We start from the raw sequence: 13,603 nt of genomic DNA, 5'->3' as shown, positions 1-13,603 counted from the left end.
AGTCAAGATGTTATTGGAATATTTATTGGAACCGGATACCAAGAAACCTGCATGAACGATTCACCCTGGCGGAAACGGCTCATCCAAAGCACGCGAGGTCAAATCCTTACCCTGCTGCGGCAACGTGACCGAACGGTCGGCGAACTCGCCACCGAATTGCAGCTGACCGACAACGCGGTTCGCGCCCATCTGATGACGCTGGAGCGCGACGGATTTGTCGGCCAGGCGGGAACCCGTGCGGGCTCGCGACGGCCCCATGCCCTTTTTACCGTGACCGGCGCTGTGGAACACGTCTTTCCAAAATCATATGGCCGATTGCTGGATCTTGTGCTTGGCGCAATTGCCCGCCGGCTCGGGCCACGCGAGCTTGGAAAGGCCATGCGCGAAGTCGGCCGGGAAATTGCTGGTGAGAATATGGCGAGAGCCCCTGCTCGAAGCCATCAGCAGCGGATCGAGCTGGCCGTGCAAATTCTGTCGGAGCTCGGGGGCGCGGCGACCGTGGAGCGAGTCGATGGGACGGACGTGATCCGCGGTCGCGGCTGCCCAATCGCGGCGGCCACGGCGAAGCACCCCGAGGCATGCCTAATCGCCGAGTCACTCCTTAGCGAGATCATTGGCGTTCCGGTCAAGGAGCGCTGCCAGCGCGGCACTGATCCATCCTGCTGCTTCGAGATCCGGCGGTCGAGCTGAGCGAGCGCGCGGCTATCCGAGATCGAACCCTCCTGATCATCGCCTGCTCTTTGCCGCCGCGGCGCGAAACTGAATCCCACCGTCGTGCCAGTGAAGAATTACTTATCGTGTCGATGATCCAGCTCAAGACACCCGGCGCTGAACTTCTTGAACTGTTTGCGCGAACCGTTCCGAGCTTGCTCGCTATCCCCGTCTATTAACTCGATCGACAAACTTGGTGATGGCCTCGTCAGTCTTTTCGGGTTGATCATCGAGAACGAGCAATCGGGCATTCGGGATTTTCGCAATCTCAACCAGAGGGCTTCTCACGGTTTCCCATCGATCGAGATAGCCTGTCTTCAAGGTAGAATTGCCCGGTTCGGAGAGAAATTTCTCGTCGAATTGAGGCACTAATGCCATGAGCGGCACCTTTAACTTGTCGAAATTGCGAGGAAGATCGGAGGCCCAAAATTCACACAGATAACGAATTTTGATCTCAAGCGGGGCCCCCTCGAGCTCGTCTCGGGCTTTCTGGCCCCTCGCCGGCACATTGGAAAGCGCCTGCGCTGGCGTATCATTACTCAACCAGGTTTCAGGGGTAACGTATTTAAACCATTTGGCGGCCACGGCCGCATCAACCACGCGGGTGCGCTCACCGGCCGTTGCCGGAGTCTTTCTGGTCGGGTCTTTTGGGGAAGGTACAAAAAAGAACGGATACGAGGCGGCGAGAACTACGCCGCCGATCTGTTCCGGATGCTTTTCAGCAAGTTCGGTTGCGGCAATGGAAGCCGGCGCCTGTTCCGCGACGATGACCGGTTTGACCAGATTTTCCCGCTTGATCAAATCAAGGATGTCCCGTTCCAAACGACGAGACCACGTTAACTCGCTGAGACTAGTGCCGGCTGGAGGGACCGGACGGGCTGCCGTCCCGTTGAGGCCAGGCGGCGTCACAGTGTAGAAGCTGAAATTCTGCTCATTCCGATCAACGAAGCCATCAAACGACGTCGCGCCCGAATACCCGCCCGGAATTAGAATCAAAGGACGCCGGCCTTTCCCCTTTTTCGTGATCACTGGCGGCTGGTCGTCCGCAAGCGTCTTGTAGTCTGACGGAAGGTCGAGGTTATTGCGGGTCAAATCGATCTCTCGCAATCCTTGCTTCGGTCGTTCCGATGATAGATCAATGGTGACCGAATCGACCCCCGGAACATCGTCATTCCACTGCTCATTGGACCCGACTGCCGCTATCAGATTCATCTTCATCTTATCAGTGACGTCCGTGCGTTTGACACCGATTATGATCGAGTCTCCTTCGATGCGAAGTTGCAGATTATCCTGCGACAGATTGTTAAATTGCTTCGCGCGAGATCCAGCCGCGTCACCGATTCCCATCGTTCCCTGATATCGGTCGCCGCGGCGTGTTACCCACGCCGTCACAAGTCTATCGAACTTGAAAGTTTTATTGGCACCCCACCAGTTCATTTTGCTGGCGTCATCGCTGCCGGTGTCGAAAACAAGGTTAACACCAAACGCATCCTGGTTCGGCTTGCCGAACAGGGCTACGCGAAACCACAAAAGGTCCTGCCCCTTGTCGTAGCGGTAAGCGAGCTGCGCTGCGTCTGCCAATGAAGCGTCACGACCATCTTCCAGAGGGTCGGCGCTCAACACCGTCCAAACCTCTGCCCATCCTTGCGCAGGTAAGATCCCTACAAAAAACAGCGACACCAAGACTTGTAAACCGCTTCTAAATAGATGTGAGCTCATAGCGCCGGAAATTGGGGGAAAAACCGTTCAACCCACGACAAAAATGTCGTGAAATGCCCCGACAGCGGCGTCAGCCTACATCTATCGACCCCGACGGAACTTGCGAGGTTTTCGCGACGCTTCGGTTGGGACGTCTCGAAAATTGGAACCAGCGTTATTCCGCTTACGCAGCCAATTGCCGCATTACCCAGAGAGTTCCGGCGCTTTTGGAGAGAAGACGGAGAGGAGCGGAAGAGAAAGATTTTCCGGAGTCTACGGGGCTCGAACCCGCAACCTCCGCCGTGACAGGGCGGCGCTCTAACCAATTGAGCTAAGACTCCTCGCGAGGGTCAGATTGTAGAGGCGGCTGTCGCCAGCCGCAACTCAGACGGCGGGAAAATTCTTCGGTACGATTCTGAAGGGCGGAGCTCTGCGACGCCGCCGTTCCGCGGAGCTCTGCGACGCCGTGCCAGTCGCTGCGGTCTCGCGGGAGTTTCGACCCTCCATTGATCCATTGCCTGTTCGCCGGGCAACGGATACAACAGCGGCGGCCTGGCCTGGTATGGCGCACGACGTTTTCATCTCCCACTCCACCCGCGACAAACCTGTGGCCGACGCAGTCTGTGCGACCCTGGAAAATGCGGAGATTCGCTGCTGGGTCGCGCCGCGGGACGTTCAGCTCGGGCGATCGTTTGCCGGCGAAATCACGCGCGCCATCCAGCAAAGCAAAGCGATGGTGCTAATCTTCTCGGAGAACTCGAACAATTCCTCTCAGGTCTTGCGGGAGGTCCAGCTGGCGGTCGAGGCGCAATTGCACATCCTCCAGTTTCGAATCGAGGACGTCCGGCTTAACGACGACCTGAAATACTTCCTGAGCACTCCGCATTGGCTCGATGCAATGACGCCGCCCTTGGAAAACCATCTCGGGCGCCTGGCGGATTCGATCACAACCCTCCTCGGAAAATCGGAACCGGCGGCCGTCCCGCGGCCAGTGGCATTGCGCCACACTCAGGCGCGACCCGTTTCATCTCACGCGACTGAAGGCAAATCACGTCAACGTAGATTCCCAATCTGGGGTCTGGCCGCGGCAGTGGCCATCGTCGGGATCGGAGTTGGCTTTATCCTTCAGCGCCAGCGAGAGGTTCAAACCCCAGCGCCAACCCTTGCCACCTCCCAAACTTCTTCGCCGACTCCTCCCGGGGACGTCCGCAAAATTAACTTCAGCGACTTCCCTCCGGGGTTCCTGGAGCCAAACGCTTTCCTTTCTGAAGGCATCCGAAGCCTCAAGACATTCGGCGGCAAACCATCTATCAACGATATCGATCCCGGGATGATCGTTCCGCGCGGGTACACCCGCGTCCTGAATGTCCGGGGCGAATATCCACTGACGACGCTGGCTTTTGAATTTGAGCCAGCGATCAAGAGCTTTAGCCTCACGCGGATCGGAGGCAATCCAACCTCGTTGCCCTCCTGGAGGCTCGAAGCCTCTGATCCCAGCGGCACTCCGTTGGATACCGTTATCCAGGACCGCGGTGACCATACCGAGCCTCGCATCCGCACCCCCGCGACCTTCACCGTCCGGGGCAACGCGATCTCGACCGTCACGCTGACGGTCGACAACCGCTTTGGGACCGGAACGTGGGCGACCTATAGTACTCTTCCAATCGTTGAGATTGAATTTCGGCGCTGATCTGGCACGGCTTTGGTAGCGGAACGTGCCGAATCGAGGCGCGGGTTTACGGCGCGTTCGGCTCAGTTTATAATCGAGCAGCCTTCCAAAATGAACAACGAGCGAAGCCCCGAGTTTGAAAGTCCGGATGATGCAGCGAAGCATCATGAGCTCAGCTTACTGGAAGCGTTCGATCTCCTCGTGGCTTCGATTCCCCCGGAGAACCGGCATCGCCGCGAGCTGTACGTGATACGCTCTCAAATTGAGGCGCAGGAGGAAACGATCGGCGAGGCGCGCCAAATGATCGAGAAGCTCGAGGAAGTGATCAAGAAGGTCACCTCGCCTGCGAACCGGATCGGGACTTATTTGAGCAATCCGGCCCGCAACACGGCGCATATCGTGGTCGGCGGCGCGGATTATTATTGCAACGTCGATCCGCGCATCAAGCTGGCAAATTTACAGAAGGGAACGCGCGTCCTGGTCAACGAAGCGTATGTCGTCGTCGGCGATCTCGGGTTCGAAACTGCCGGGCCGGTGACGAAAATCACCGAGGTCATCGGAGAGGAACGTCTCCGGGTGGGCTCCGACCATGGTTTGCAGTCGGTCGTGCTCCAGCGTTCGGCGGCGTTGATGAAGGCGTCGCTAAAATCCGGGGACGAAGTGCGGGTCGATCCCAACTACCGGGTGGCGCTTGAACTCCTCTCCCATCCGCAATCGCGCGAGCATTTTCTCGACGATGTTCCCGAACTACCCTGGGAAAAAGTGGGCGGCCAGGACGCGGCCCTTGAGGCGATCAAGGACGCGATCGAGCTGCCGCTCATTCACGGCGAGCTCTTTCAAAAATTTCAGCACGCCACGCCGAAGGGATTCCTGCTCTACGGTCCGCCGGGATGCGGCAAGACCCTTATCGGCAAAGCCACGGCCTACAACCTGACGAAGCAGCTCCGGGAAAAGAGCGGCGACGAGATGAAGGAATACTTCATGCACGTCAAAGGTCCGGAGATCCTCAATATGTGGGTCGGCGAATCGGAACGGATTGTGCGTGAGATTTTTTCGACGGCCCGAGAGAAACGGCGGGAAGGATATCTCCCGTTTCTTTTCATCGACGAAGCCGAGAGCATCCTCGGGACCCGGCGCGCTTCGCGTTATTCGAACATTCTTTCCACGCTGGTGCCGATGTTTTGTTCGGAGATGGATGGAATCGAATCGCTCCACGACGTGGTCATTATTCTGGCGTCGAACCGGGCCGACCTGATTGATCCCGCGATCCTGCGTCCCGGCCGAATCGATCGAAAGATCAAGGTAAATCGGCCGAACCGTGAGGGCGCGCGCGATATCTACCGGATCTATCTCACGAACGACCTGCCCTACGACGGCGCCCTGGCCAAGGAATCGAGGAATATTGGTGCGGCCATCGACAAGTTGATCGAGCGGATTCTCGAAGTTCAGTTCGCCCGGAGAGAAGAGAACAAGTTTTTGGAGATCACGCTGCGGAGCGGACGGAAAGAGATGCTTTACCGCGGCGACCTGATGAGCGGGGCGATCATTGCTTCGATTGTGGAGCGGGCGAAAGGGATGGCCATCAAACGTTCGATCGCGACGCAGGAAGAACACGGAATCAGCGAAGCCGATCTCCAACAGGCTTTCGTCTCCGAGTTCGAAGAGAACGATATCTTCCCGCCGACCGACATGACCGAAGACTGGTTCAAGCTGATCGATTTCGATCCGGAAAACGTGGTGAAGATTTCGCCGGTCCGGCGCGATGGGCAGGAACGCCGGCCGCTGCGCGGCGTGGTGATCTAGGTAGATCGAGCGCTCCGTTTTCTGTAGCCGCTTCGCTATGCGAAGCGCCGAGCGTGACATTCACATCGTGGTCACAGCCGCTCCAACGCGGCCCACAGGGCCGCGGCTACAGAAGAAACGGCGGTTTGTAAACCGCCGCTCCTTGTTGTTAGCATCCGGGGCATGAGATTGATCATCGCACTCAGCTTGTTGACGGCGTTCCCTCTCCTCGCTCAACCGACGCCGGATCCGAAAACGGACGTTTCGAACAAGACGCTCCTTACCAAGGCGACGCCACCGGTTAGCAAAGCGGGCAACGATATCGCCGCGCTCCGCAAATTGGCGGACGAATATTATTCCTGGCGGAATGAAGTCTCTCCCGTGTTCAGCAGCGACTCCGGACTCCACACCTGGGACAATCGCCTCACCGATTACTCGCCCGCAAAAATCGCCGAACGCGCCCAACGGGTGCGCAAGCTTCTCGATCAGGTCCGCGCCATGACGGCGGCAAAGTGGCCGAAGGACGACCGGATCGATTGGATGCTGTTTCGCGCCCAGCTCGAAAACGTCGACTTCGGCAATCGTGTTCTGCAATCGGAGAGCCGCGACCCGCAGCTCTACGTGGGCGAATGTTCGACCGGGATTTTCTCGCTCCTGAAGAAGGAATACGACGCGCCGCGAACGCGCGCTCTGGCCGCGACCGAGCGTCTGAAAGCAATGCCGGCCATGCTCGCCCAGGGCGAACGCAACTTGCAGAAGCCGGTAAAACTATTCGCCCAGCTTGCGATTGCTTCCGCCCGGTCGATCGACCCTCTTTTCAACGACAGTCTCATGACCCTGGCCCGCGACATGGCGCCCGCCGAGCGCGACGCACTGGTGAAAGCGCGCGATGCGGCGCTGGTCGCTATCCATGGCTTCGCGGATCGGCTCGAAAAACGCCTTCCCTCAATGGTCGATTTCGCGCCAATGGGGACGGCGAACTACAATTACTACCTCAAGCACGTTCTCCTGCTTCCTCTTGATGCCGAGCAGGTCGCGATGTTGGGACGCGCCGAACTAGCCCGCTATCGCGCGCTCGAATCGCTCCTGCCCGATCCATCGCTAGCCGATCCGAATCCGGCACGGAGCAAAAACATTCCGCCCGACCAGGCGTCGTTCCTGGCGGCCTACGAAAGCCGGGAGCAGGAAATGATTAATTTCATGAAGGAACACAAGATCGTGACGATCCCGGATTACCTCGGCCGGTTCGAGATCCGGCAGCTGCCGGAAGCGTTCAAGCCGACCAGTCCCGGGGGCTTCATGAATCCGCCCGGTCTCTACGACAAGGATCCGTCCGGGTTCTTTTTCATTCCGACCTACAATCCGCAATCGAAGAACTTCTACATTCGCGCGGCGATCGAAGATCCGCGGCCGATCCTGGGGCATGAAGGGATCCCAGGCCACTTCATGCAGATCTCGATCGCGAATCATCTGTCGAACGAAATCCGGCGTCAGCATGGTGACGGCGTTTTCGTGGAAGGTTGGGCACTCTACGGCGAGGAAATGCTGATGCGCACCGGGCTTTATCCGGAGAACTCGGCGGCACAGGGACAAATTCTGCGCCTCTCTCGCTACCGCTCGGCGCGCATCGGCGTGGATGTGAATCTGCACACCGGGAAATGGACGTTCGAACAGGCGGTCCAGTATTTCATGGAAGGCGGCGGCCTCGATCGCGAAGCCGCCGAAGGCGAAGCGGCCGGGGCGGCGTCGAGTCCCACGCAGAAGATCAGTTACATCGTGGGCAAATGGCAGATCATGAATTTGCTGGGCCGCTATCGCGACAAAGCCGGAACGAACTTTCAGCTCGGCAAGTTTCATGACGACCTGATTAAGAGCGGCAGTCTGCCTCTTTCGATCGTCGAATGGATTTTGTTGGATGACGCGACCTCAATAGAACAGGTGATGCGCTGAGATTTCCGATTGGTAGGGACCGCGCGCTGCGTCGTCCGAGCGAATATTGCAAGCTCGTGCTTTCTGAAAATCCGCGGACGCCGCAGCGCGGCGTCCCTACCAGTTCCAACCGAGCAAGATTACGCTAACCCGATGCCTGCCAACCTTCCCATCCTCGTCATCGGTGGCGGCCCAGCCGGATTGCGGGCGGCGGAAGTCGCAAATGCAGCTGGGGCTGAAGTCATCCTCTGCGATGCGCAGACCTCGGTCGGACGAAAATTCCTCATCGCCGGCCGGGGCGGACTAAACCTTACCCATGGAGAAACGGTGGAGAATTTTCCGGCGCGTTATGGGGATGAACTGGAACGGTGGCGCGATCTGCTGCGCGAATTCGGGCCGACGGAGTTGCGCGAGTGGGCGGCGGGGCTTGGCGTTGAAACTTATGTAGGCAGCAGCGGACGCGTTTTTCCAAAAGGACAGAAAGCCGCAGGATTGTTGCGCGCGTGGATGAGGCGACTGCGGACCGGGGGCGTGGATCTCCGGACCGGTTTGCGCTTCAAGGGTCTCACGCGCGAAGCCAGCGGCTGGCGCGCCGAATTCCAAACCGACGGGGGCGAATCTTCCCTTACCGCCAGCGCGATTATTCTCGCGCTCGGCGGTGCGTCCTGGCCGGAGACAGGATCGGATGGCACGTGGCCCACGATCCTGGCCGCCCACGGAATCGAAATCGCACCCTGGCAAGCAGCAAACTGTGGTTGGGAGGTCGCCTGGCCGCCCCAGGTATTGGCCCGTGCGGAAGGATTACCTCTCAAGAATCTCACCGTGGGCGCGGGCGACGAGACGGTCTCGGGCGAGTTGCTGATAACGCGTCACGGCCTCGAAGGCGGCGCGATTTATCGCCTGGGCCGCCAGCTTCGTTCGATGCCGCAGCCCTCCCTGACAATCGATTTCAAGCCGCAGCTCACGATCGAAATGATGCGGCAGCGCGCGGCAAATTTGCGAAGCGAAGTCGATTGGTTTCGCGCCTGGAAACTCAGTATCGGTGCAATCGCCCTGCTTGAATCCAATTCGACAGGTTCCGTGCTCGATCTCGACCAGGCGATCGCCCGGGTAAAAAATTTCTCCGTCCTACTGCGCGGGCCGCGCCCAATCGCCGAGGCAATTTCATCCGCGGGTGGCGTGGCCTGGTGCGAGCTAGACGAGGCCCTGATGTTGCGCAAACTGCCGGGCGTTTTCGTAGCCGGCGAAATGATTGATTGGGAAGCACCGACCGGCGGTTATCTGCTGCAGGGCTGTTTCGCGACAGCGACGCGCGCAGGCCGCGGCGCGGCCACGATGTGGCCCAGTCTTCCAAGCTAAGCGGCGCCGTTCGTTCCCAGGACGAAGCTGGCCGCCGCAGTCCGGTTTTCGACGCCGAGTTTGGGGAAAATGCGCTCCAGATATTTCCCAATTGTTCCTGTCTTCAACCGCAGAATGCTGGCGATCTGTGCATTCGTCTTGCCGCGGGCCACCCACGAAAGGACCTCGACCTGACGCTGGGTGAGATGGCCTCGGGCCTTGTTCGTGGCGGACTTTTTGGCGGTTTGTTCCAGAAGCAAACAGATCGAGTTCTGTTCCCGGTGGATGATCTGGAAGCGAAGCTCCTTCCCAGAACGATCAACGACCAACCGCGACAGCTGGCTCGACAAAACAAAGTCTGCGAGCCAGCCCGCGGGCGGATGGGGCCCGCGATTCGGGGGGGAAACCGCCAAATCTTTTAGCCACTGGATCGCACGCGCAGTCGCGAATTGAATGCGGCCACTGGGGGAAACAACCAGCAATGCTTGCTTGGAAATGGCCGGTCCGGCCATGGTTCGCTCGATTGATGGGGGCAGCAACATGCGTCTGCTATTAGTTACGAGTTTTCCGGGACAAAGTTGGGCGATTTCTTGAAACGCAATCACCGAGCCGGGCGATTCCTCCCGAGCTCATGACGTGACCCAACCTGGGTGTAGGAATTCTCCTACTTTACGGATTTCGTTTCCGCGGGAAAGAATCCCGCAGAGCGAGAACCAGATGGCGCTGTACAAATATTCTCACTACCTGACTAATGAGTCCGAGCCGCGATTCGATCCAGCTCACTCGCCGGGAGTGTTGACGCCGCATTCCGGGATTTACAAATGCCAGGGATGCGGCTGCGAGATTGTTTCGATGGCGGGCGACCCGTTGCCGCCGCCGAGTCATCATCAACATTCGCTTGGTCAGGGTGGCTTCGCCTGGCGGTTGATCGTCGCGGCAGGCTAACCTTCTTATAGCGGGCGCGGTGGCTGGCGCTATCTTGCCGGCGATGCAGCGGGTATTCGGCCTCGAAACGGAATACGGGATTACGATTCAGGGCGCGCCGAGCGTGGATGTCGTCGCCGAATCGATCGCGCTGGTGCGCTCCTACACCGACCACGGCGCACACATGAAATGGGATTACCGTCTCGAAGATCCTCATCGCGACGCTCGCGGATTCCGCGCCCCGGAATTACTCCAGGACACCGATGAATCCGCCTACTATGAAATCGACCGGAAACGGCCGCTGAGCTTCGAGGAAATTAAAAGCGACCTTGTTCTCTCGAACGGCGCGCGTTTTTACAACGACCACGCTCATCCGGAGTATTCCACGCCGGAATGTACCACCCTGCGCCAGCTCGTGGCCCACGAGAAAGCCGGCGAACGCATTTTGGCGGAGTGCGCGCGTCGCCGGAACCTGAAACTCCCGGCCGGACAGGAAGTGCGCCTGTTCAAGAACAACACGGATTTTGCCGGGCACAGTTACGGCTGCCACGACAATTACCTGATTCGGCGAGATCTTCCGTGGGACCGCCTCGTCGGAGGCATCCTGCCATTCCTGATTACGCGGCAAATTTTCGCGGGCGCGGGAAAGATGGGAGTTGAAGCGGAGAGCGGTGGCGGACAGCCGGGGGTATTTCAAATTTCACAGCGGGCCGACTTCTTCAGCACGCTCGTGAGCATCGACACGATGAACAAACGCCCCCTGGTCAACACCCGCGACGAACCTCACGCGGACGCGAGCCGTTACCGGCGCTTTCATGTCATCATCGGCGATTCCAACATGAGTGAATGGGCCACGGCCTTGAAGACTGGAACGACCGCGCTCGTGCTCGGTCTGATCGAACGCGACCAGGCGCCCCAGATCGAGATCGCGCAGCCGATCAACGCCACAAAATCGATCAGCCGCGATCAGGGCCATGATTGGATCATCGAGCTGAGCGATGGACGAAAAATCTCGGCCATCGACGTGCAGCGGCTTTACCTGAAGGCGGCCCAGGGCGAGGGCGGCGCTGATCCGGAAACAGCGTGGCTTCTCCGGGAATGGGAACAGGTATTGAACGATCTCGAGCGGGATGTCACGGCGACGCGCGACCGGGTCGATTGGGCCGCGAAGTGGTCCCTGCTCGACGCTTTCCGGGAGGAACAGAAAATTTCATGGAGCGATCCATGGCTTCAGGCCCTCGACCTCGAGTATCACAATATCCAACCAGACCAGGGGTTGTTCCATGAGCTGGCGCGGCAGGGATCGATGCGCGCCATTGTGAGCGAGCGGGAAATCAAGAACGCGATCTTTTCGCCACCCGAAACAACGCGAGCTTACTTCCGCGGCCGCGCCGTCGCGCGCTTCAATCATGCGATCAGCTCCATTCAATGGGACGAGATCGCGTTCACCGATGGCCAGGAATCACGCGTGGTCGTATTGCCGGAACCAAGCGGCGGCGAACGCCTGGGAAAATTGAACGAGCTCGTGAATGCGGAGACGGAGTTCGAGGAGTTTTTCCGGGAGCTGGCGCGCTGAGGTTGTCATCCCGAGCGGAGCGAAGCGCAGTCGAGGGATCCCGGCGAGTGTCTATCGATATTCCACGGGGTCCCTCGACTCCGCTTCGCTCCCCCCGGGATGACAGCTTTTCGTTCGGAAAGCAGGAACAGATGAGTTAGCTTGAAAATTATTTACGGTCACCCCATGAGAATTCTGCGCCCGCTTCACCCAAGCCAAGTAGCTGAGCTCCTCGCGATTTCGCGATGCGCGGTGGTCGTGCTCATGTCCCTCTTTCTTCCAATCAGTCACGCCTTCGGACAGAACCCGCCCACGTTCTCTCAAGTCATTGTTTTTGGGGACAGCTACTCTGACGACGGGAACGTTCGGCGCCGAACGGAAACCGCGTCAGGAGGACAGGTCAGTTATCCCAGCGGCGTTTACAATTTTGCGGACGGCCGGTTCACCAATAGCGCGAACACCACTCCTGGATCTGCGATGTACGCCGGTCTCTGGCACGAACAGCTCGCGCAAAGCTTTCTCGGTTTGCCGGCAGCGACCTTCAGTCTGGGTGGCGGGACCGATTTCGCGTTTGGCGCAGCGACCACCCAGAACGGCACCAGCGAACGGACAGTGATCCCCTCCCCGGGCGGGGATCTCACCATCACGATCGATAACATGGGCAAACAGGTCGACGATTATCTGGCCAGCCATGCCGTGAATGGGAACGCCCTCTATCTCGTCTGGGGCGGGATCAACGATCTCCTTAATGACGAAAGCCCTGCCAGTGTGTCGGCTACGGCCAACCGAGTGGGCAGCCTGATAAGCCGTCTGGCCCTGGCGGGAGCAAATCACATCCTCGTGCCAAACGTGCCGCCGCTGGGCATGTTCCCAAATTACGCTGGGGACGAGGCAAGAATAACTTCCCTGAACGAAGCGGCGGGCGCCTATCGGTTTCAACTGGACGCGGCTCTGGATTCGACGGTGAACACCCTGGCCGCGCAGGGCGTCCATCCCACCATTTATCGGCTCGATATTTGGTCGCGTTTTGTTCGGATCGCCGCGCAGCCCTCCGATTATGGCTTCACCGATATTGGCCACGTGGCGCAAGGCGACTCTTCCGCCAACCCCGATCAATTCCTTTTCTGGGATGTTCTTCACCCGACCACCGCCGGGCATTTTCAGATTGCGAAAGAGGCGAACCGCGCGTTGAGCGGTTCAGCTGGCGCTTCCGCAAGAGCATTGAATCTTTCCAGTCGAGTCACGGTCGGCACCGGCGAGAATGTCTCGATCGCCGGTTTCATCATCACGGGCTCGATCGCGAAACGCGTGTTGCTTCGCGGGATCGGTCCCTCCCTAACCGGCAGCGGCGTCCCGGACGTGCTGGCAAATCCCACGCTTGAGCTTTTCGATTCGGCCAACAGTTCCCTGGCAACAAACGACAATTGGAGGACAACCCAGGAGTCGGAGATCGCGGCGACCGGCCTCGCGCCCACGAATGATTTGGAGTCGGCTATCATCCGGACGCTGGCGCCCGGGTCTTACACCGCGGTGTTGGCCGGCCAGAATGGAGGGAACGGGAACGGGCTCGTGGAGGTTTATGATCTGGATACCGCACCGGGCGCGACCCTGGCTAATATCAGCACGCGCGGGTTTGTCGGTGTCGGGAATAACGTGCTGATCGGAGGCCTCATCATCGGCAGCGGCCAGGGACCGATCGTAGCAATGCGCGCCATCGGGCCGAGCTTGTTGAATGCGGGGATCACGCATCCTTTGTTGGACCCAACGATCGAGCTCCATAACGGCAATGGCGATGAAATCGAGTTCAACGACGATTGGAAGGACACGCAAACGGCAGCGATTCGGGCTATCGGGCTAACCCCAGCCGACGATCGCGAAGCGACCATCGTCGCGTCACTGGAGCCGGGGAATTACACCGTCATCGTTCGCGGCAGGAACAACACGACCGGTGTCGCGCTGGTCGAAGCCTACCGCATCCCGTAGTGTCATCTCGAGCG

General features: G+C 59.1%; 10 protein-coding genes and 1 tRNA gene. 8 read left to right on the top strand and 3 right to left on the bottom strand.

The features are described from left to right. Window positions 1–51 precede the first annotated feature (51 nt). A complete protein-coding gene (locus VJU77_13035; GenBank protein ID HKP04270.1) occupies window positions 52–690 on the top strand; it encodes an ArsR family transcriptional regulator in 639 nt (212 codons plus the stop codon). Window positions 691–873: 183 nt separating this feature from the next. On the opposite strand, the gene VJU77_13030 is transcribed toward VJU77_13035, so the two are convergent. Together VJU77_13030 and VJU77_13025 are read right to left on the bottom strand one after the other, a co-directional pair. Beyond that, window positions 874–2,430 carry an alpha/beta hydrolase gene (locus VJU77_13030; GenBank protein HKP04269.1) on the bottom strand — a complete coding sequence of 519 codons (1,557 nt, stop codon included), beginning with the start codon at window positions 2,428–2,430 and terminating at the stop codon, window positions 874–876. 246 nt (window positions 2,431–2,676) lie between these two features. Further along, window positions 2,677–2,750, bottom strand: a tRNA-Asp gene (locus VJU77_13025). A gap of 221 nt (window positions 2,751–2,971) precedes the next feature. Here VJU77_13025 and VJU77_13020 point away from each other — a divergent pair. From VJU77_13020 to VJU77_13005, 4 genes are all read left to right on the top strand, one after another. Next, window positions 2,972–4,099: a toll/interleukin-1 receptor domain-containing protein gene (locus VJU77_13020; GenBank protein ID HKP04268.1), complete on the top strand. Its 1,128-nt coding sequence runs from the start codon at window positions 2,972–2,974 to the stop codon at window positions 4,097–4,099. 90 nt (window positions 4,100–4,189) lie between these two features. Next, window positions 4,190–5,881 carry an AAA family ATPase gene (locus tag VJU77_13015; GenBank protein ID HKP04267.1) on the top strand — a complete coding sequence of 564 codons (1,692 nt, stop codon included), beginning with the start codon at window positions 4,190–4,192 and terminating at the stop codon, window positions 5,879–5,881. A gap of 162 nt (window positions 5,882–6,043) precedes the next feature. After that, entirely contained in the window at window positions 6,044–7,810 is a 1,767-nt protein-coding gene (locus tag VJU77_13010; GenBank protein ID HKP04266.1) for a DUF885 domain-containing protein, read from the top strand. 132 nt (window positions 7,811–7,942) lie between these two features. Next, window positions 7,943–9,148 carry a TIGR03862 family flavoprotein gene (locus tag VJU77_13005; GenBank protein HKP04265.1) on the top strand — a complete coding sequence of 402 codons (1,206 nt, stop codon included), beginning with the start codon at window positions 7,943–7,945 and terminating at the stop codon, window positions 9,146–9,148. Here VJU77_13005 and VJU77_13000 read toward each other — a convergent pair. Then, window positions 9,145–9,669 carry a LuxR C-terminal-related transcriptional regulator gene (locus VJU77_13000; protein HKP04264.1) on the bottom strand — a complete coding sequence of 175 codons (525 nt, stop codon included), beginning with the start codon at window positions 9,667–9,669 and terminating at the stop codon, window positions 9,145–9,147. The two genes, VJU77_13005 and VJU77_13000, sit on opposite strands and share 4 nt — an antisense overlap. A 175-nt stretch (window positions 9,670–9,844) precedes the next feature. Between VJU77_13000 and VJU77_12995 the strand changes: the two genes are divergently transcribed. The 3 genes from VJU77_12995 to VJU77_12985 all read left to right on the top strand — a co-directional run bounded on the left by VJU77_12995 (window position 9,845) and on the right by VJU77_12985 (window position 13,589). Next, window positions 9,845–10,072 (top strand): hypothetical protein, encoded by a 228-nt coding sequence (locus VJU77_12995; GenBank protein HKP04263.1) that lies wholly within the window; start codon window positions 9,845–9,847, stop codon window positions 10,070–10,072. A 19-nt stretch (window positions 10,073–10,091) separates the two neighbouring features. Beyond that, complete coding sequence (locus VJU77_12990; GenBank protein HKP04262.1) at window positions 10,092–11,627, top strand: proteasome accessory factor PafA2 family protein; 1,536 nt, start codon at window positions 10,092–10,094, stop codon at window positions 11,625–11,627. A 165-nt stretch (window positions 11,628–11,792) separates the two neighbouring features. Beyond that, entirely contained in the window at window positions 11,793–13,589 is a 1,797-nt protein-coding gene (locus VJU77_12985) for an SGNH/GDSL hydrolase family protein (GenBank protein HKP04261.1), read from the top strand. The last annotated feature ends 14 nt before the right edge of the window (window positions 13,590–13,603 follow it).

This window comes from Chthoniobacterales bacterium (genome assembly GCA_035274845.1).
Classification (GTDB): Bacteria; Verrucomicrobiota; Verrucomicrobiia; order Chthoniobacterales; family UBA10450; genus AV80.
Note: the sequence above shows the minus strand (reverse complement) of the source record. Positions and strands in the feature narration are given on the sequence as shown.

What these genes read in the sequence shown, in the direction of transcription:
- VJU77_13035 (HKP04270.1), top strand. Translation starts at nt 52, where the DNA reads ATGAACGATTCACCCTGGCGGAAACGGCTCATCCAAAGCACGCGAGGT.
- VJU77_13030 (HKP04269.1), bottom strand. Translation starts at nt 2,430, where the DNA reads ATGAGCTCACATCTATTTAGAAGCGGTTTACAAGTCTTGGTGTCGCTG.
- VJU77_13020 (HKP04268.1), top strand. Translation starts at nt 2,972, where the DNA reads ATGGCGCACGACGTTTTCATCTCCCACTCCACCCGCGACAAACCTGTG.
- VJU77_13015 (HKP04267.1), top strand. Translation starts at nt 4,190, where the DNA reads ATGAACAACGAGCGAAGCCCCGAGTTTGAAAGTCCGGATGATGCAGCG.
- VJU77_13010 (HKP04266.1), top strand. Translation starts at nt 6,044, where the DNA reads ATGAGATTGATCATCGCACTCAGCTTGTTGACGGCGTTCCCTCTCCTC.
- VJU77_13005 (HKP04265.1), top strand. Translation starts at nt 7,943, where the DNA reads ATGCCTGCCAACCTTCCCATCCTCGTCATCGGTGGCGGCCCAGCCGGA.
- VJU77_13000 (HKP04264.1), bottom strand. Translation starts at nt 9,669, where the DNA reads ATGTTGCTGCCCCCATCAATCGAGCGAACCATGGCCGGACCGGCCATT.
- VJU77_12995 (HKP04263.1), top strand. Translation starts at nt 9,845, where the DNA reads ATGGCGCTGTACAAATATTCTCACTACCTGACTAATGAGTCCGAGCCG.
- VJU77_12985 (HKP04261.1), top strand. Translation starts at nt 11,793, where the DNA reads ATGAGAATTCTGCGCCCGCTTCACCCAAGCCAAGTAGCTGAGCTCCTC.